Source organism: Psychrobacter sp. JCM 18900, from assembly GCF_904846625.1.
In the GTDB taxonomy this organism is placed as follows: Bacteria; Pseudomonadota; Gammaproteobacteria; order Pseudomonadales; family Moraxellaceae; genus Psychrobacter.
Map to the genome: position 1 here is coordinate 106,044 of NZ_CAJHBL010000007.1, position 18,956 is coordinate 124,999.

Below are 18,956 nucleotides of genomic sequence, written 5' to 3' on the forward strand. Positions count from 1 at the left end.
AAACATGCGTATAATGTCCGGTTTATTGCATTCGAGCAACCTGTTGCTTGCTGATAGAAACTGACTGGGTAAATTTTTTATAGAATTCAGCCTTGGTCAGTGCTTTATGTGAGTGGCAATCTATTTAACTAATGATGCTTAAGACTTAGGTTGTTGTGATTATATAGCCTCTGTCAGTATCGACTTAAGCTGAATTTCAAGCTTATCCCTTTTAAGTATAGGAGCTATATCATGGCTGTTCAAAAAAGTCGTAAAAGCCGTTCTCGTCGTGACATGCGCCGTTCACATCACCGTATGGAAATTGCTGAACTAAGCGTAGATGCTACTACTGGTGAAAAACATCGTCGTCATCACATGACTAAAGATGGTTTCTACCGTGGTCGTCAACTGTTCAAAGTCAGCCAAGACGCCTAAGACATTGGCTCTATGATAGCTTAGGCGAAGGTAATAATAGTACTGGTGACTATTATTGTTTTTGCCTAGTTATTATTAGTCAATAAGCTTTGAGCTAAAAAAAGCCAAGTTATTTCGCTATCATATATTATGTGGCTGGATAACTTGGCTTTTTGTTATTTATAACTAGACTTATTGTTTAATTCGCTTGTTATTTTTAGTAGATTTAAAAATGTGCTGATATAATCTGCTCCTTTAATTTGGGCAGCGTTACTCTTGCTGTTTGGTTTGCATCCGCTATGATAATAGTGTCTGTCAGTGTATAGTTTACTGACAATCCGTTTTCTTGCATAAATACTTGAAGTAGCGGCTTTGTATAACATCTAATAATATAATACCCCCCATTGTTTTTAGGGATATTTCTAATCAGATAAGGAATATTGGTTATGGCTTCTGTACCCGATATGGTAAAAAAGCAACCCGCTCGTATCGCGGTCATTTTTCCTGGACAAGGATCTCAAGCAGTCGCAATGACGAGTGAGCTTGCCGAAATCTATCCAGAGATACGTGATACATTTACCGAAGCGAGTGATGCGCTTGGTGAGGATTTGTGGGCAATCTGTCAGGACGAAGAAAAACTCAATCAAACCCAATATACTCAGCCTGCGCTTTTGACAGCTAGTATTGCTATTTGGCGTGTCTTACAACAAAAAATAGAAGAGACGCCTTGTTATTTAGCTGGTCACTCTCTAGGCGAGTACAGTGCCCTTTGTGCTGCCAATGTGATATCGCTGGGTGATGCAGTCACTTTAGTACATAAGCGCGGTCAGTTGATGCAAGAGGCCGTTGTAGGTGTCGATACTGCTATGGCTGCAGTACTAGGACTAGAAGATAACCGAGTCGAAAACTTGTGTGAGCAAGCAACCGAACACGTTGATGATGCGGTAGTCGGTGCGGCCAATTTTAATAGTCCAGGACAAGTGGTTATCTCGGGTAACGCTGCTGGTGTTAATGCTGTTATTGATAAAGTCAAAAATACTGGCAAAAAATCTGTTCCTCTAAAAGTGAGTGTGCCGTCTCATTGCGCCCTTATGGAACCTGCCAGTAATGCATTGGCTGAGATACTAGCGGGTATCAAGTTTGATCAGGCAACCATTCCTGTTATACAAAATCGCTATGCGCGCGTCGAAACCAGTGCGGTCGGTATCAAGCAAGCATTGACTGAACAGCTGAGCGAGCCAGTACTGTGGTCAAAAACTATGCAAGAGCTAGCTGATAAGCAAATTAATATCTTAATCGAATGCGGCAGTGGTAATGTACTGAGCAATTTGGCGAAGCGTCAGGCGCAGCCAATCGCCAGCTATCCTACTGACAAGCCTGCCCGTCTAGAAAAATTATTGGAGGTGTTATCATGAGCCGTACGATTACATTAGTGACTGGCGCTAGCCGAGGTATTGGCAAAGCAGTGGCCAAACGTTTTGCCAAAGAAGGACATTTTGTCATCGGAACTGCGACCACTGAAAAGGGCGCAGAGCTTATCGATGACTACCTTCATGACACTGGTGGTATTGGTCGTGTTTTAGACGTACGTGATACTGCTCAAATTGATAAATTATTTGAAGAGATCGAAAGCGTTTATGGCGCGGTACAAGTATTGGTTAACAATGCAGGTATCACTCAAGATGGCCTACTGATGCGCATGAAAGATGAAGATTGGGAAAATGTCATCGATACCAATTTGACCTCAGTATATCGCATGAGCAAACGTGCTGTACGCGGTATGATGAAAGCACGCCGTGGCCGTATTATCAACATTACCTCTGTCGTCGCTCAAATGGGCAATGCTGGGCAATCTAACTATGCGGCGACCAAAGCTGGCGTAGAAGGGTTTAGCCGTACGCTTGCACGTGAGATTGGTTCACGCCAAGTGACCATCAACTGCGTGGCACCAGGCTTGATTGAAACGGATATGACAGATGAGCTTGATGAGCGCCTATTGAACTCTATGTTAGATGCTGTGCCTATCAGTCGTCTTGGTCAGCCAGAAGACATCGCTGCAGCGGTACATTTCTTGGCTAGCGACGAGGCCAGCTATATTACAGGTGCTGTCATTCCTGTCAATGGCGGCATGTATATGTAGTCAATATACGAGCGTTACATAGTTATAATAAAAAACTGTGTGAACGAGTGTAAACTATAATAAAGGGTGCTATAATGACGGATACTTTTGAGTCAAAGCCCTGTATGATAACAGGGCTTTATTAGACATCAGACAAACTGTATAACATGTCATAGAGTACTCAGACAGCATTGCTGGTCTGGCAAACGCATTTTATATACCATGCTATAGCGTTAAATAAGGCGATATAGCAGTTTATTAAAAATAATAGATGATAACGGAGTGATCTACATGAGTAATGATATCGAGCTAAGAGTAAAAGCAGCAGTAGCTGAGCAACTAGGTATGAATGTTGAAGACATCAACAACGATGCTTCATTCATGGAAGACCTAGGTGCAGATTCTTTAGACCTAGTTGAATTGGTTATGTCATTTGAAAGTGATTTTGGTATCACTATTCCTGATGAAGATTCTGCAGAATTGACTACTGTTCAAAAAGCAATTGATTACGTACAAGCCCAACTATAATTTGCTACTTATTGAGCAGATTTATAATGCCGCTTATCTGATTAGATAGGCGGTTTTTTTATGGGCGCGTGATTATTATTTTTAAACGCAACAATCGAATTTAACATTGACTACGTCAATTCAACATTATTCAACATACTATTACTATCTACATCGACTCACTTTATCTATACTCGTAACAGTAAGTCGTAGAAAAAGATGCCAGTTAGACATTTAAAATATTGTTTGATTGCGTGTTTTATTAAAAGAATGACAAATAATAATATTTCAAGGAGTAGATATATGGGTATGTTTAGCTTTGCAAAAGATATCGGCGATAAGATTTTTAACCGTGATGACGAAAAGCATGATGCTAAGACAGAAACGAAAGCAGATGCTAATACACCAGTACAAAACAGTGAGCCTAGTGCACAATCAGTTGCTAATATTCTGTTGCGCCGTATTCAGCAGCAGAACCTCAATATTAGTAACCTAAAAATTAAATATAATGGTTCTACAGATACTGCAGAAATCAGTGGTAATGCTAAAACTCAAGCTGATCGTGAAAAAGCAATTATCGCTATCGGTAACGTGCAAAACGTTGCAAAGGTTATTGATAATATCGATATCGAAGAAGATGCACCTGAATCTACGATGTATACGGTGAAGTCTGGTGACAGTTTGTCTAAGATTGCTAAAGAAGTTTATGGTTCATCTGGCGATTATATGAAGATATTCGAAGCAAACAAGCCAATGTTATCTGATCCAGACAAAATCTATCCAGGTCAAGTACTACGCATTCCTAAGCCATAATTCTAGAAGAAGCGTATAGAAAAATAATACTTTAAATATGATATTCTAATGAAAAAAGCCTCTTATTATTAAGAGGCTTTTTTTATGTTGTACACTTCAAATAACCATTTTATCTCAGGGATATTTGATAGTTATAAAGTGATTGGTTAATTAGTCGAGTCTAGCTTGTTGTGCTGCTCAGCTAGAGCCCATTCGATATGCTCATCTAGCATGTCATTATGTAAGGTCAATTTAGATTTTAACTGTTCGACTACTTCTAAGCTAGCATTAGCATTGCCAAGTCCGATAGCGATATTACGTAAAAAATTTACATAGCCAGTGCGTCTTAGCGGGCTACCTTGAGTGTTCTTCATAAAGTCGGCTTCTTGCCACTGCCATAGTTCAAGCAAGCTACTATTATCCAATCCATGCCTTGGGGCGAAGTCATCAACGGTAGTTAGATTGGCATAACGATTCCATGGACAGATTAACTGACAATCATCACAGCCAAAGACCCGATTGCCAATTGCGCGTCTATATTTGGTATCGATGACGCCATCATGTTCAATAGTTAAATAAGAAATACAAGCAGAGGCGTTGAGCTCATGGGGCGCTACAATTGCTTGAGTAGGGCATATGTCAATACAAGCGCTACAACTACCGCAATGCTCCTTGACTGGTTTGTCATCGGGTAGCTCAAGGCTCAAAAATAGCTCACCGAGTACAAAAAATGAGCCAGCTTGCTTATTTATAAGTAATGTATGTTTACCTGTCCAACCGAGACCTGCTGCATCTGCAATAGGCCGCTCAAAGATAGGCGCCGAATCGCTAAAAGGTCTAAACACAAATTCTTTTTCTGAACCGATATCCAAATGTTGCCATTCAGGTAGCCTTGCTTCTATCTTCAAAGCCAATTGCTTTAAACGGCTACGCATTGTCTTATGGTAGTCACGCCCTCTTGCATAACGTGCGATGATGCCTCGGTTGGGGTGGTCATTATCAGTAACAGCGCGCGGCGTCGGTGCTTGAGTTAGATAGTCCATACGGACGCTGATAATGGTTTTTGCGCCCTCGACTAGCTGATCAGGATGAGCACGCAGATCATGATTATTATGCATAAACTTCAGTTGACCCTCATAACCTTTATCAAGCCACTTTTGTAGTTGTTCAATCTGCTGAGTAAACAAAGGATGATGCACAGATAAAAAACCACAATCAGCAAATCCTAGTGTCTGTGCTTGTGTTGTAATCCACTGCTTAACATCTGCAGTGGTTGCAAACACAGTTGGATTGGTAATGGTAATTTTGTTTTTATCAGTAGGCATAGATAGTAGGTGCTTATTAGATGGTTTTCTCGTTTGTTTTAATCAGATTATTCATATCTGACAATCAGAGATAATGTAAATACGGCTATGATAAGCCAGTGAGCAATGAGTGCAAGTATAAAAGAAAATAAACTCATATTCATATTGATACATAAGTCGAGGTAAGCTTTTGCTAAGCTGATATGAGAAATGAGCAACCAAATTTAGATAAAATAAAAAATGAGTAGAAACACCAAGGATAAGTTATGAGAAATAATACCAATTTATCACCTATAAAAAATACAAAACCTATTGCGCTATATAATAGTGAGCAGGTTTATGCGATGGAGCAGGCTTGGTTTGCAGAGAGGTACGATAGTTTTGGTTTGATGAAACAAGCCGCTTGGCAAATGACACAGCAAATAGAGCAGATTTATGAGCGAAAAACCGTCAGTACTAGCCACTCTGCTAATACTAACGTTTATCACCGCAGTAATTATCCATATCGGGCAAGTATCTGGGTAGGGAAAGGTAATAATGGCGGTGATGGTTGGCTTATCGCTCATTATTTACAGCAAGCTGGCTGGCAAGTAGAAGTAATAACAGTTGGCTTTAGTAAAGATGATTTTATTATCGATGACCAATCAGTAACTTCTAAAACTCCTAGCGATAAAGATAGCTACAGTGGAAATATAACGGACGCGACAAAGGCATTACAGATAGCTCTAGCGAGCAGTTGTCACTATCAACGGTTTGAAGATATTGTTAATCACGATGATGCGGATAAAATAAACTTACTAGCTGATGTTTATATCGATGCATTATTTGGTATTGGCTTAGATCGTGCACCAGAAGGCGTTTATAGATCAGCTATTAACGCTTTTAATAACTTTACTCAGCAAAATAACGCCTTAGCAATAGCAGTTGATGTTCCGAGTGGGTTAGTGGCCTCTACCGGTGAGGTGTTTGAGCGCATGGCAATACAAGCTGACGTGACTCTATGTTTGATTGCGCGTAAGTTTGGTCTGCATACTAAAGATGGTACAGACTATAGCGGAGACGTAGTCGATATACCGTTGATACCTTATCAAATGGCGCTTCACCAAATAGCTAGCAATCACACGATATCTGAGAAAAATACCATTCAAGCATTTGAGCCAGTTGCCACGCTGCTGACAGCTGCGCATAGTATGAGTCTGCGTCGCCAAAACAGCTACAAAGGCAGCTATGGTCATGTGCTAGTCATTGGTGGAACTCGTATTGATGGCTCACAAGGTATGGGCGGTGCTGCCATACTGTCTGCGGCCAGTACGATGGCGACAGGCGCTGGTAAAATAACAGTTGCCTGCCATGAGGCTTTTCATGGGTCATTATTGACCTCATTGCCAGATGCGATGACTATTAATTTACATGACGCAAATGGAGTAAAAGGTCTGATTAAGCAGGCTAGTATCGTTGCCATTGGGATGGGGCTTGGCCGTGACGAAAAAGCTAAAGCATTATTTATTAATTATGTACAGGCTGCTATAGAGAATGAAAAATCAATCGTGATCGATGCTGATGGACTTTGTCATTTAGCATCACTGCACATTGATAATCACAAGCTAATAACAGAGTTACGAGAATACAGTACTGATCATCGGGTTTGCTTGACGCCGCATAGTGGGGAAGCAGCTAGATTACTTGATCAAAAGATAAGTGAGATTGAGTCCAATAGACTGCAAGCTATAAAACAGTGCGCTGCAACATATGGTGGTGACTGGGTATTAAAAGGGGCAGGATCGTTAGTGTTAGAACAAGAAGAGGGAAAAGAAAGAGTATATGTCTGTAATGTGGGTAATGCTGGCATGGCAACCGCTGGCATGGGTGATGTGTTATCTGGGGTGACCGCTGGACTATTGGCACAGCAAGACTTATCAGCAGAGGCACGGAGCTTAAATCAAGCGGTTCTTATACATGGGTTTGCAGGAGATGTATTAGTAAATCAAGCGAATAGCAACACCAATATAATGCTAGTAGGGCAACGAGGGCTACAAGCTCAAGATATGCCAGCAGCCATTCGTCACGTCATGCAGCTTATGATAGTTTGAGATTTGCTTTCAAGAGGTCTGGTTAGGTAGAAGGGTTGGAGCAATACTGAGTAATCGCTTGCTGTACGCGCTCGCGCTTAAGCTCAATCTCACGACCATCTAAATATTGACGTTTACCGTTGGCATCCATCTCATAGATACGGCCGCCGACATTTAGGTTGGTCAAGTTATTACGCAGTGATTGGCAGCGTTGAGCATTAGCTTGAGCTTCTTGTTCTTTAATGCGTGCTTCAAGTGCTGCTACTCGTTGTTCTTCTGCAGTTTGAGCATTGCTGCTTTGGTTAGGATCTGTTTTCCCTGCCATTTGTCCTGCATTATTCTGTCTACCATCACTACGAAACTCAATCAGTTCGATATTTTTACCGACTTGCGGCGCATGTTGGCTATATTTTACTTCACCGTGTGCCCCAATGGATTTATAAACTTGAATAGCCTGACTGGCATTCATGGACAGCATTAGCATACACGCAGTACTCATCAACAGTTTGGCAGCGGTATATATCTTAGACGCATATGCCATAGTAGCAATCCTCTTATTTAATAAAAATCAAATGTATATGGGTGTAAATATAACACTTGAACGTTTTATTGGTAGTAATAATGTATCGACTATCGATTCTAGCAAATAATACTTATCAATGTATATTATTTAATAACTAATAGTTTGGGATAGGCTTTAGAAGTTTTTCTTGACAATAACTCGTAAACCATCGAATATAATAGCAGTTGATTGGTCAGTGAGCGGCTTTTACGATGTTGCCGTGGCACTTGAGAAAGAAAACGACGAGTTACTTATCGGTAGCTTATGCAGTTTTATTTCCTTTGTGATAATGATATAGCAAGCATAGTGGCACAACGACCACTATTGATAGCGATACATTGTCTCCGGACTTATCTGTCTACAATGACTAAGATAAACTTATTATTTGAAATGTGCTAAATGTGTTTTTAGCAGCTGTATCAAACGCGATATAGTACGCCGTTAAGAGGTTTCACCAAAGCCTATTGTAAGTTCTAAAGATCTTATAATTTAGCATTGGCTATGAAGTTTTTTACTTGTGTATATCGATGCATCTGTACAAATAAAGTCACACAAATAAAGTTACAATAGGTACTTGCTAGTATCTAATCTCAATAATAAGCGTCTTCTTTTATAGATGCACTCGCATCTTGTCACTGTATATCGATAAACATCCATCACAAAGCTGACCTAAAATACACTGCTATGTTTGATTAGTATTGTCCTATGAGACATTTTTAATTAAACCTATTGGGCAGATATTCTTGATATGGACAAGAATTAGCGATCATTCAATAAGTAGAAATAACGACGGTAAGTGATTATTTTTGCTCATAGAACCCCGCAAATTCTCGCCGCAAAAAAAGGTGATGACAGTGACGCAAACCACGCAAAGTCCGAACATGACGGGACATACCCAAACGGGTAATGCCGCCAAAAATTTTGAACAAAAGCAACAACGTCTTGCAGAAGGTAGTGCACAGCCTGTGATGCTATCGGGCGCTGAAATGCTGGTGCAAGCACTGACTGACGAAGGTGTCGAATACATCTTTGGCTATCCAGGTGGCGCGGTCTTACACATTTATGATGCGCTGTTTCAGCAAGAAAATATTGAGCACATCTTAGTACGTCACGAGCAAGCAGCGGGCCACATGGCCGATGCTTATTCGCGAGTGACTGGTAATACTGGCGTCGTGTTGGCCACATCAGGCCCTGGTGCGACCAATACCGTGACAGCTATTGCTACTGCCTTTATGGACTCTGTACCAATGGTTGTAATCGCAGGTCAGGTGCCAAGCAGCCTAATCGGTGAAGATGCTTTCCAAGAAACCGATATGGTAGGCGTATCACGTCCTATCGTTAAGCATAGCTTCCAAGTACGCCATGCTAGCGAAATTCCAATGATTGTAAAAAAGGCATTTTATATTGCCCAGACTGGTCGCCCAGGCCCTGTTGTCATTGATGTGCCAAAAGACATGACTGCGCCTAGCGAAAAATTCGCTTACGAATATCCAGAAGAAGTATTTATACGTTCGTATCAGCCTTCACTCAAAGGTCACAGCGGTCAAATCAAAAAAGCCATTGAAACGCTATTAGCAGCGCAGCGTCCTGTTGTATATGCAGGCGGCGGTGTGATTTGGAGCAATGCGCACGAAGAGTTAACAGATCTTGCACATCGTCTGAATTTACCAGTGACTAATACTTTGATGGGTCTTGGTACATTCCCTGGCTCTGATCGTCAGTTCTTAGGTATGCTTGGCATGCACGGTACTTACGAAGCCAATATGAGTATGCACCATGCTGATGTGATTTTGGCCGTCGGCGCGCGTTTCGATGATCGTGTGACCAATAACGTTAAAAAATTCTGCCCTAACGCAACTATCATTCATATCGACATCGATCCTGCGTCAATTTCAAAAACGATTCTTGCGCACATTCCTATCGTAGGTGATGTGAAGTCAGTCTTAACGGACATGCTAGAGATTGTTGGTCAAGACAAGCAGTTAGAGCAGCACGCATTGCTCGATTGGTGGTCACAAATTAATGAGTGGCGTAAGCGTCATGGCTTACGTTATGACACCAGCACAGATAATGGCATTAAGCCACAAAGTGTCGTGCAAGCTTTAGATAAAGTGACTAACAGTAACGCTATTATCACAAGTGACGTCGGTCAGCATCAGATGTTCGCAGCTCTTTACTATACTTACAATGAGCCACGTCAATGGCTGAATTCAGGTGGTCTTGGTACCATGGGGGTTGGTCTGCCGTATGCAATGGCTGCCAAACTTGCCAATCCTGAGCGTGATGTGGTTTGTATTACTGGTGAAGGCTCTATTCAGATGAATATCCAAGAGCTATCGACCTGCTTGCAATATAACTTACCAGTTAAAATTCTGAACATTAACAATGCGCAGCTTGGTATGGTGAAGCAGTGGCAAGATATGCTGTATGAAGGTCGTCATGCCCAGTCTTATATGAACTCCTTACCAGATTTTGTCAAATTGGCTGAAAGCTATGGTCATGTCGGTATCAAAATTACTGACCCTGCAACCATGGAAGCACAATTGGCTGAAGCAATGGCTATGAAAGACAAACTGGTATTTATCGATGTTTACGTCGATCGTAATGAGCATGTATATCCAATGCAAATCGCTGGACAGGCCATGCGTGATATGTGGTTAACAAAAGGGGAGCGTACCTAATGCAACAACAACATCTGATTTCGGTATTGATGGAAAACGAAGCGGGTTCGTTGTCGCGGTTAGTCGGCTTGTTCTCACAACGTGGCTACAATATCGAAACTTTGAACGTCGCACCTACTGATGACCCAAGTATTTCACGTCTAACGGTTACGACTATTACGTCACCTGAAAGAATTGAGCAAATCACCAAACAATTGCATAAATTGATTGAAGTGGTTAAAGTGCTTAATCTGACGGAGAACGTACACGTTGAGCGTGAATTGATGCTCATTAAAGTCCGTGCAACAGGCGGTGTTCGTGAAGAGATTAAACGTAGCGCAGATATTTTCCGCGCACAAATCGTCGATGTAAATTCGAACTTATATACGATTCAAATCGTGGGCGACAAAGCCAAACTTGATGGTTTTATCGATGTGATTGGCCGTGAGCGTATTATGGAAGTGGTTCGCTCAGGTGTGATTGGTATTGCCCGCGGTGAAAAGACTCTAAGCATTTAATTATTTATCAAAACCAGTGTAAACCAATATTTATTTATCTAATCAACAAAGCGCTTATCTTAGTCATTATATTGACTACAGCATAAGCGCTTACTATCCATGGCAAGCCATGATTGAGAACAAGGACTCTATTTATGAACGTTTATTATGACAAAGATTGTGACCTATCTATTATCCAAGGTAAAAAAGTTGCTATTATCGGTTACGGTTCACAAGGCCATGCACACGCGCTTAACCTACAAGATTCAGACGTCGATGTAACTGTTGGTCTACGTGCAAATTCAAGCTCATGGAAAAAAGCTGAAAATGCTGGTCTAAAAGTTGCTGAAGTAGAAGAAGCGGTAAAAGCTGCTGACGTTATTATGATTTTGACGCCTGATGAGTTCCAAAAAGAGCTTTATAATGATGTAATCGAGCCAAATATCAAAGAAGGCGCTACACTAGCTTTTGCTCACGGTTTTGCAATTCATTACAACCAAGTTGTACCACGTGGCGATCTTGATGTCATCATGGTTGCACCAAAAGCACCAGGTCATACTGTACGTTCAGAGTTCGCTAAAGGCGGCGGTATCCCTGATCTTATCGCTATCTATCAAGACGCTTCTGGTCAAGCCAAACAGTTAGCATTATCGTATGCTGCTGGCGTTGGTGGTGGTCGTTCAGGCATCATCGAAACAACGTTCAAAGATGAGACTGAAACGGATCTATTCGGTGAGCAAGCCGTACTTTGTGGTGGTGCAGTAGAGCTGGTTAAAATGGGCTTTGAGACACTAACAGAAGCTGGCTATGCACCAGAAATGGCTTATTTCGAATGTCTGCATGAGCTAAAACTTATCGTTGACTTGATGTATGAAGGCGGCATCGCTGACATGAACTACTCAATCAGTAACAACGCTGAATACGGCGAATATGTTACTGGCCCTGAGGTTATCAATGAGCAGTCACGTGAAGCCATGCGTAATGCACTAAAACGCATCCAGTCTGGTGAATACGCGAAAATGTTCATCTCTGAAGGCGCAACCAACTACCCATCAATGACTGCGCGTCGTCGTAACAACGCTGATCATCAAATCGAAATCACTGGTGCTAAGCTACGTGGCATGATGCCGTGGATCGGCGGCAACAAAATCATCGATAAAGACAAAAACTAAGTCTTATACAGATAAAAGTCTTATTCAAATAAAAATCTGATTTAGATTAAATAGCCCATGTTATCACTTGATAGCATGGGTTTTTTTATGCAAAGTATTTGATAGGCGTTTTTCGCTTTGATTTGAATCTGGGTTATCGGTTGAAAACCATTAATTGCTACCCAATATAAGCAGGCACCTTAACATTGGCCAAAGCGCCTTTGCGATTAACATCCGTCATTGTTCTTACCCGTTTCTAAGTATTCGAAGCGGGTGAATGCTTCATTCTCACTTTCTATAGATAATAGGTTGTATGCTGTGCAAATATCTTATTCAGACTGGCTAACGCCGCAATTCGTATATATTACTCTTAGCGCTGTGGTAGCAGTTTTAATTTGGATAGAAGGGGAGATGCTCAAACAGACCGATGGTAAACTGCCTCAGTCTAAATTCTTCAAAGTCAGTTCATTGTTAGATACTCTATGGTTCTTCATATCAGTGGTGATTTTATACGTTATTGATTTGACCCCATTAGCTATCGCAGTGCCTGCTGCATATGGTATATACACGACCTTTGGTTGGATATACGGTACCAAGCTACTTAAGCGCAAAGGCATCCCTGACTCTCCTAAAGACTTAGTCATTCCAGCAAAATATATTGCCTATAGTCAGTCATTTTCATTGGTGTTTTTTGCGTTATGTTTGCTCGTATTGAGTTCAGCATGGCTACCGACATCACCATTGCAGTAACTAATATTCCAACCTACTATCATCTATGTCGACTTATTTAATTAGTGGTTTACTGATGAAGCTGTAGTGCATCTATAAATAAAAACTATTTTATATCAATAAGATATGAAGCTTATTACTATCGATGTTAGCTTGCAACAATGGTTAGTATTTATTTACAAAAATCAGCAATTTAGACTGTTCCTACCATGGAAAACTGTTATAATCAGACTGTACTCAAAATATTTGAGGCAAAAAATTCAAATTTTCTTTAAGATTATTTAGCGTTTTTGGCCGCCGCATTTAGCAGAAAATATTAGGGTATATATCAATTAATCGGTGATGACACAAGTCTCGCCAACAGTTAAAGAGTCAGGAAAATTTATGTCAGATAAAGTTGAAGGCACTGTAAAGTGGTTTAATGAAGCTAAAGGTTTTGGTTTTATCGCTCAAGACAATGGCGGACAAGACGTATTCGCTCACTACAGCGCTATCCAAGGTAACGGTTTCAAAACTCTAGCCGAAGGCCAAAAAGTGTCTTTCATCTTAGGTGATGGCAAAAAAGGCCCACAAGCTGAGCAAATCGAAGCTATCTAATCTCATTTATTATTAGGTTAACTGCTTGTCAGTAAACTTAATGACAATAAGATTATCAATATGCATTGATTACTTTGTTTGTTAAAACAATAAAAATACTGTATCGACTTTAAAAAGAAGCAACCTCTTATCAGGTTGCTTTTTTTATGGGGCTTTTTTGATATGACAAAGTGTTGCTAATGTAAAGTGCTATTGATTTCGACGGTTAACATCATCAGGTAATAACGGACAATGATTTAATAAAGATGTAATAGATAAGGTTGTATTATGAAGTGGGAAAACTGGCTTTCAATTGACTGGCAACAAGTGCTTGGGATTTCTTTATCTGCTATAGGCTTTTATGTAGGGCTGATGTTTTTTACTCGATTGATGGGTTTACGCAGTTTTTCCAAGTTATCAAGCCATGATTTTGCGATGACCGTTGGTATTGGTAGTATATTGGCATCGACGGTATTGTCAGATAAGCCTTCTCTACTTCAAGGGTTATTTGCTGTTGCGGTGTTATTCTTAATTCAGGGCGTTATCTCAGTTATCAGACGTAAGATAAAACCGCTCAAAGCTTTAATAGACAATCAAGCTATTATCCTAATGGCTCATGGTGAATATTTAGAAGATAACTTAAAAGAGGCTAATCTTAGCACTAGTGATGTTCAGGAAGTGTTACGTAAAAATGGTATCAAAGCGAAAACAGAAGTGTTTGCAGTGATTATGGAGACGACAGGTGATATGAGTGTCATCAAGAACAATGATGTCGAACCTGATTGGTCTTTATTTGACGATATACGTGATAGCGAATTATTGCTTGGTGCTAGTAAGAATGGTAAGTCGCAGGTCTGACTCGATTAACTATTCTTATCCGTTAACTTTGAAGAGATAAATAATAACAAAATATTAAGTAAAGCTAAGGCTTAGAATGCTATAAAGGGTATAAGCATTTTGAGCTGTTGAACCATTGAACCATGAAAAACGTGAAACGATGTGCTTATAGAGTATTTATTATAGAGTGTTGACAAATTTATGACGCATTATTCACGGCGTTGTCTTGACCTTATCTGCCTGCTGACGCAAGATACATAGGTCTGATAATAACGGTTGGCTTAGCTTTAGCAGATTTCATTAGTAAGAGATACAATGCTAATATGCTCTTAGATATTGGCTCATCTTTCTTAGTTAACTATATTCTGTTGATGTAGTAATAACCTTGAGCAGTATTTTGAACGACAATTTGAACCACAACGAACCTTTGGTTCTTAACTGACAATTTTTAACTCATAACATTAATAAACGAGGAACGTATGAAAGCATTAGTAGCGGTCAAGCGTGTCATTGATTATAACGTAAAAGTTCGTGTAAAAGCCGACAACTCTGGCGTTGACTTATCAAACACTAAAATGTCAATCAACCCTTTTGATGAAATCGCAGTAGAAGAAGCGGTTCGCCTAAAAGAAGCTGGCGTCATTGATGAGATCATTGTTGCTTCAATCGGTCCAAAAGAGTCACAAGAGCAGATTCGTGCAGCCCTAGCGCTAGGTGCTGACCGTGGTGTGTTAGTCGTAAGTGACGAAAAGCCATATCCACTACAAGTTGCTAAGATTCTAAAAAGCATCGCTGAAGCTGAAAGCACTGATATCATCTTATTAGGTAAGCAAGCGATTGATGATGACAACAACCAAACGGGCCAGATGCTAGCGGCATTGATGGGTATCGGTCAGGGTACGTTTGCATCAGAAGTGAAGGTTGAAGGCGACAAAGTAAACGTAACACGTGAAATCGATGGTGGCCTACAAACTGTTGCTCTTGATTTGCCAGCAGTCATCACGACTGATCTACGTTTGAATGAGCCACGTTATGCTAAATTGCCTAACATCATGAAAGCGAAGAAAAAGCCACTTGATGAGAAAACGCCAGCAGATTTCGGTGTTGATATGACATCTAAGCAAGAGATTATTAAAGTCGTGCCACCTGCTGACCGTAAAGCTGGTATTACAGTAGGGTCAGTTGATGAGTTGGTCGATAAGCTAAGAAACGAAGCAAAAGTCATTTAATGTTTTAATGATTGGATACTTCGCTACGGCATATCCTGTACAAGGCTGTGAATTTGACTGCTTTATCTTAGATTAAATGATAGTTTCTCAAATAGCTTTGTACACAAACAACCGCATGAATAGATAATACGAATATATAAAGGACTAAAACCATGGCAATTTTGGTATATGCAGAACATGACAATGCCAGTCTCAAAAAGGCAACTTTAAACACCATCGCTGCTGCTAAACAAATGGGTGATGATATCCACGTATTGGTTGCTGGTAGTGGTAGCCAAGCTGTCGCTGATGAAGCGGCAAAAGCAGAAGGTGTGACTAAAGTACTATTGGCTGACAATGCTGCTTATGAGCATCAATTGGCAGGTAACGTGGCGCTATTGGTTGCTGATATCGCTGGTGATTACAGCCATATCCTAGCGGCTGCGACCACGACTGGTAAAAACTTTATGCCACGCGTTGCTGCGTTACTTGACGTAAGCATGCTGTCTGAAATCTCAGGTGTGTTAGATGCGCAAACGTTTGAGCGTCCTATCTATGCAGGTAATGCGACGGCGACAGTGAAAACGACAGAAGACAAAGTGGTACTAACCGTACGTACTACTGCGTTTGACCCAGTGGCAAGCGAAGGTGGTTCAGCTACTGTTGAAACTATCGATAACGTACAAGAAACTGGTAAAGCTAGCTTCGTTAACGAAGAAATGGCTAAGTCTGATCGTCCAGAATTGACGTCAGCTGGTATCGTTGTTTCTGGTGGTCGTGCCTTGGCAAACGGTGAAAACTTCACCAAGTACATTGAGCCATTGGCTGACAAGCTAGGCGCTGCTGTTGGTGCATCACGTGCCGCTGTTGACGCAGGCTATGTACCAAATGATATGCAGGTCGGTCAAACGGGTAAAATCGTTGCACCGCAGCTATATATCGCAGCTGGTATCTCAGGCGCGATTCAGCATTTGGCTGGTATGAAAGATTCTAAAGTCATCGTTGCTATCAACAATGACCCAGAAGCACCTATTGCTAGCGTTGCTGATTACTTCTTAGAAGCTGATCTATTCGAAGCACTACCTGAGCTTACTAGCAAGGTTTAATATATAGTCACAGAACTACTAAACGGCTACGGCGTTACTCTCCTTAGATGTACTACTTGTACAATCTGCAGTTGGCTGCCTTGTATTCGTTTTAGACTTCTTTGACTATATCAGTAGTAGACAGATGATAAAAAACCCACTATCAATTGGTAGTGGGTTTTTTTATGCTTAATAAATTAGGCTTTAATAACAGTTATAAATGCATGCTAAGAGTATTGTCTTTGGCGTAAGGTCTCATACAGACATAAAGACCCTGCAATCGCTACATTTAAGCTCTCTTGACCATTTGGCTGCGGTAAAGCGATAGGCGTGGCACATTGCATCAAATCGTCGCTAACGCCTTGGCCTTCATGACCCATAATCCATGCTACAGGCGCAGATAAGTCGTGCTCGTAAATGATAGTATCTGTATGTGAGCTAGTCGCCAAAAGCGGCACTTGTACATGATCTAAAATATCTTGCGTACTCAAGCCTTCATAAATAGTCAGTGCAAACTGTGCACCCATACCTGCTCGTAGCGTCTTAGGAGACCAAGCTTGAGCGGTCGCACTGGTGCATAGGATGTTGCGGATACCGACGGCTGCTGCTGTGCGTAGCAGCGTACCAACATTCCCGCTATCCTGCACGTCGTTCAAGATTAAGCAGTCCTCATCGATCATCGATAGGCTAGGCGTTGGTACTTTGATTATCGCCATGATATCAATGCCAGTACCCAAGCTACGAATACTCTCATAGAGTGAGTTTGATAAAGTAAGAATAGGCGTATAAGTGGGCAGGCGAGTCAATACCTGCTGAACTTCAGGGTGGCTATGCGCTGACTCAGACAGTAGTATCTGGACGAAAGGATAGTCACTACGCAGCGCAGCATCTATCAAATGGACGCCTTCTATGACTGTCTGACCGTTCTTTTTACGCTGGCGTGCTTGGGACAACAGTGCTTTTACAAGCTTCACTGTTGTGTTCTTATCTGAGGTAATCAGCTCGGTGGGATTTGTTACCATAGTGGATCGCTTAGAGAAGAGTAAAGGAGTTGTTTAGATAACCAGCATAATGCCTATTATTGATTTAGCATTATGTTGGCTACTCTTAACAGGTGCGTCAATCAATTATTTTTCAGAATAATTGACGTGTAAGTCTTTTACGTAATCGACTTCGTTTTTACTACCGAGTACCACAGGAACACGTTGATGGATATCAGTCGGTTCGATATCTAGGATGCGGTTGACGGCGTCTGTTGCACCGCCACCTGCACGTTCAATCAATAGGCTCATTGGGTTGGCTTCATACATTAAGCGTAATTTACCCGCTTTGTGAGCGTATTTGGTATCAAACGGATAAGTGAACAGACCACCGCGGCATAAGATACGATGGACGTCACCAACCATGGCGGCTACCCAGCGTGTATTAAAATCGCGCCCACGTACCCCAGTCTCGCCAGCAATTAACTCATCGATGTACTGCTGCATTGGCGCGCGCCAGTAGCGATAATTTGAGCTATTAATAGCATACTCGCTCGTATCGGCATCGATTTGAACATTGTCTTCTATCAACACATAGTCAGACGTCTCTGGGTCTAGGCTAAACATCACAACTTTATCAGCGATGGTTAGCGCTAGGACAGTAGAGGTGCCATATAGCAGATAGCCAGCCGCTAGTTGTTTGTTACCTGCCTGTAGATAGTCGCTGTTTTCACTGGTTTGACCTTGGCGATCATACGGTAAGATAGAAAAAATCGTACCTACAGCCATATTGATGTCGATATTTGATGAGCCATCTAATGGGTCAAATAGTACCAATAGGCTACCATCGTCATTAGCAGGGGTCGCGTCATCAAGCTCTTCTGACGCAACACCAGCACAATGTGTATTTTTTGCCAATGCATCTAGTAGTAGGTCATTGGCCAACACGTCTAATTTTTTCTGATCTTCGCCTTGGACGTTTTGGTTACCGGCTTCGCCCAGAATGTCTGCTAAAGCGCCTTTTCTGAGCAATTGTGAAATCGTCTTACCGACATCAGTGACGGTGGTAATCACATCGTTAAGTGCAGGGCTAGTGGCATGTTGGTTTAGATAGTCTGCTAAGGTCGTCATAAGGCTTCCTAATAAATGGTATGGAAAGTAAAAGAACGGATAGGTGTCAAAGTAAAGAAGTAGGTGGCATTTAGCACACCTGAAATAGGTAAATTCTTAAATAGCTAATACGGCATCTTTGTCCCGACCACAAAATCGGCTACACTATATCTATTGTTATTCATTTATAGTTTTGTCAGAATTATTCTCTATGAGAATACGGCATGTCTACTCACGCTTTCTGATTGTCTGCTGAGGCTATTTTTTGGTCGAGTTTGATTACGGTAAATTGTAGCAAATAAGCGTCAAAATGTCCTTTGTATCTATGCCTATCAGTGATAAATGATCGAACAAAGATGAATAAGTGATTACTATAG

At 41.2% G+C, this 18,956-nt stretch carries 18 protein-coding genes; 14 read left to right on the forward strand and 4 right to left on the reverse strand.

Annotated elements, in window-relative coordinates:
- The first annotated feature begins 231 nt into the window (after positions 1-231).
- The 5 genes from rpmF to lysM all read left to right on the forward strand — a co-directional run bounded on the left by rpmF (position 232) and on the right by lysM (position 3,832).
- Positions 232-414 carry a 50S ribosomal protein L32 gene (gene rpmF / locus JMX96_RS12640; protein ID WP_057758809.1) on the forward strand — a complete coding sequence of 61 codons (183 nt, stop codon included), beginning with the start codon at positions 232-234 and terminating at the stop codon, positions 412-414.
- Positions 415-839: 425 nt separating this feature from the next.
- Positions 840-1,808, forward strand: coding sequence for an ACP S-malonyltransferase (gene fabD / locus JMX96_RS12645; RefSeq protein ID WP_201569455.1), 969 nt, complete (start codon positions 840-842; stop codon positions 1,806-1,808).
- On the forward strand, positions 1,805-2,533 hold the full coding sequence (fabG, locus tag JMX96_RS12650; RefSeq protein ID WP_057758813.1) for a 3-oxoacyl-ACP reductase FabG: 729 nt from the start codon (positions 1,805-1,807) through the stop codon (positions 2,531-2,533). Before fabD ends, fabG begins: the two co-directional genes overlap by 4 nt.
- 270 nt (positions 2,534-2,803) lie before the next feature.
- Entirely contained in the window at positions 2,804-3,040 is a 237-nt protein-coding gene (gene acpP / locus JMX96_RS12655; protein WP_057758815.1) for an acyl carrier protein, read from the forward strand.
- Positions 3,041-3,322: 282 nt separating this feature from the next.
- Positions 3,323-3,832 carry a peptidoglycan-binding protein LysM gene (gene lysM / locus JMX96_RS12660; protein ID WP_201569457.1) on the forward strand — a complete coding sequence of 170 codons (510 nt, stop codon included), beginning with the start codon at positions 3,323-3,325 and terminating at the stop codon, positions 3,830-3,832.
- Positions 3,833-3,978: 146 nt separating this feature from the next.
- On the opposite strand, the gene queG is transcribed toward lysM, so the two are convergent.
- Entirely contained in the window at positions 3,979-5,136 is a 1,158-nt protein-coding gene (gene queG, locus JMX96_RS12665; protein WP_201569459.1) for a tRNA epoxyqueuosine(34) reductase QueG, read from the reverse strand.
- 245 nt (positions 5,137-5,381) lie between these two features.
- Between queG and JMX96_RS12670 the strand changes: the two genes are divergently transcribed.
- Positions 5,382-7,205 carry an NAD(P)H-hydrate dehydratase gene (locus JMX96_RS12670; RefSeq protein WP_201569461.1) on the forward strand — a complete coding sequence of 608 codons (1,824 nt, stop codon included), beginning with the start codon at positions 5,382-5,384 and terminating at the stop codon, positions 7,203-7,205.
- 22 nt (positions 7,206-7,227) lie between these two features.
- Here the strand turns inward: JMX96_RS12670 and JMX96_RS12675 are convergent, their stop codons facing one another.
- Entirely contained in the window at positions 7,228-7,725 is a 498-nt protein-coding gene (locus tag JMX96_RS12675) for a DUF4124 domain-containing protein (protein WP_101204858.1), read from the reverse strand.
- A gap of 989 nt (positions 7,726-8,714) precedes the next feature.
- Here JMX96_RS12675 and JMX96_RS12680 point away from each other — a divergent pair.
- The 8 genes from JMX96_RS12680 to JMX96_RS12715 all read left to right on the forward strand — a co-directional run bounded on the left by JMX96_RS12680 (position 8,715) and on the right by JMX96_RS12715 (position 16,510).
- Positions 8,715-10,427 carry an acetolactate synthase 3 large subunit gene (locus JMX96_RS12680; RefSeq protein WP_197411831.1) on the forward strand — a complete coding sequence of 571 codons (1,713 nt, stop codon included), beginning with the start codon at positions 8,715-8,717 and terminating at the stop codon, positions 10,425-10,427.
- Positions 10,427-10,924: an acetolactate synthase small subunit gene (ilvN, locus tag JMX96_RS12685; protein ID WP_057758828.1), complete on the forward strand. Its 498-nt coding sequence runs from the start codon at positions 10,427-10,429 to the stop codon at positions 10,922-10,924. The genes JMX96_RS12680 and ilvN overlap by 1 nt, the downstream gene beginning before the upstream one ends.
- Before the next feature lie 134 nt (positions 10,925-11,058).
- Complete coding sequence (gene ilvC, locus JMX96_RS12690) at positions 11,059-12,075, forward strand: ketol-acid reductoisomerase (protein ID WP_101204856.1); 1,017 nt, start codon at positions 11,059-11,061, stop codon at positions 12,073-12,075.
- 297 nt (positions 12,076-12,372) lie between these two features.
- Entirely contained in the window at positions 12,373-12,804 is a 432-nt protein-coding gene (locus tag JMX96_RS12695; RefSeq protein WP_101204855.1) for a hypothetical protein, read from the forward strand.
- Positions 12,805-13,167: 363 nt separating this feature from the next.
- Complete coding sequence (locus JMX96_RS12700; protein ID WP_057758834.1) at positions 13,168-13,380, forward strand: cold-shock protein; 213 nt, start codon at positions 13,168-13,170, stop codon at positions 13,378-13,380.
- Positions 13,381-13,647: 267 nt separating this feature from the next.
- A complete protein-coding gene (locus tag JMX96_RS12705; protein ID WP_201569463.1) occupies positions 13,648-14,217 on the forward strand; it encodes a DUF421 domain-containing protein in 570 nt (189 codons plus the stop codon).
- A gap of 458 nt (positions 14,218-14,675) precedes the next feature.
- The gene (locus JMX96_RS12710) at positions 14,676-15,425 is read left to right on the forward strand and encodes an electron transfer flavoprotein subunit beta/FixA family protein (protein WP_057758837.1); all 750 of its coding nucleotides are present in this window, start codon (positions 14,676-14,678) and stop codon (positions 15,423-15,425) included.
- 152 nt (positions 15,426-15,577) lie between these two features.
- Positions 15,578-16,510: an electron transfer flavoprotein subunit alpha/FixB family protein gene (locus JMX96_RS12715; protein WP_201569465.1), complete on the forward strand. Its 933-nt coding sequence runs from the start codon at positions 15,578-15,580 to the stop codon at positions 16,508-16,510.
- Positions 16,511-16,716: 206 nt separating this feature from the next.
- Here JMX96_RS12715 and JMX96_RS12720 read toward each other — a convergent pair whose 3' ends face one another.
- Positions 16,717-17,511 carry a TrmH family RNA methyltransferase gene (locus JMX96_RS12720; protein ID WP_201569467.1) on the reverse strand — a complete coding sequence of 265 codons (795 nt, stop codon included), beginning with the start codon at positions 17,509-17,511 and terminating at the stop codon, positions 16,717-16,719.
- Between the two features lie 105 nt (positions 17,512-17,616).
- Positions 17,617-18,600 (reverse strand): class 1 fructose-bisphosphatase, encoded by a 984-nt coding sequence (locus JMX96_RS12725; RefSeq protein WP_201569470.1) that lies wholly within the window; start codon positions 18,598-18,600, stop codon positions 17,617-17,619.
- Positions 18,601-18,956: the final 356 nt, after the last annotated feature.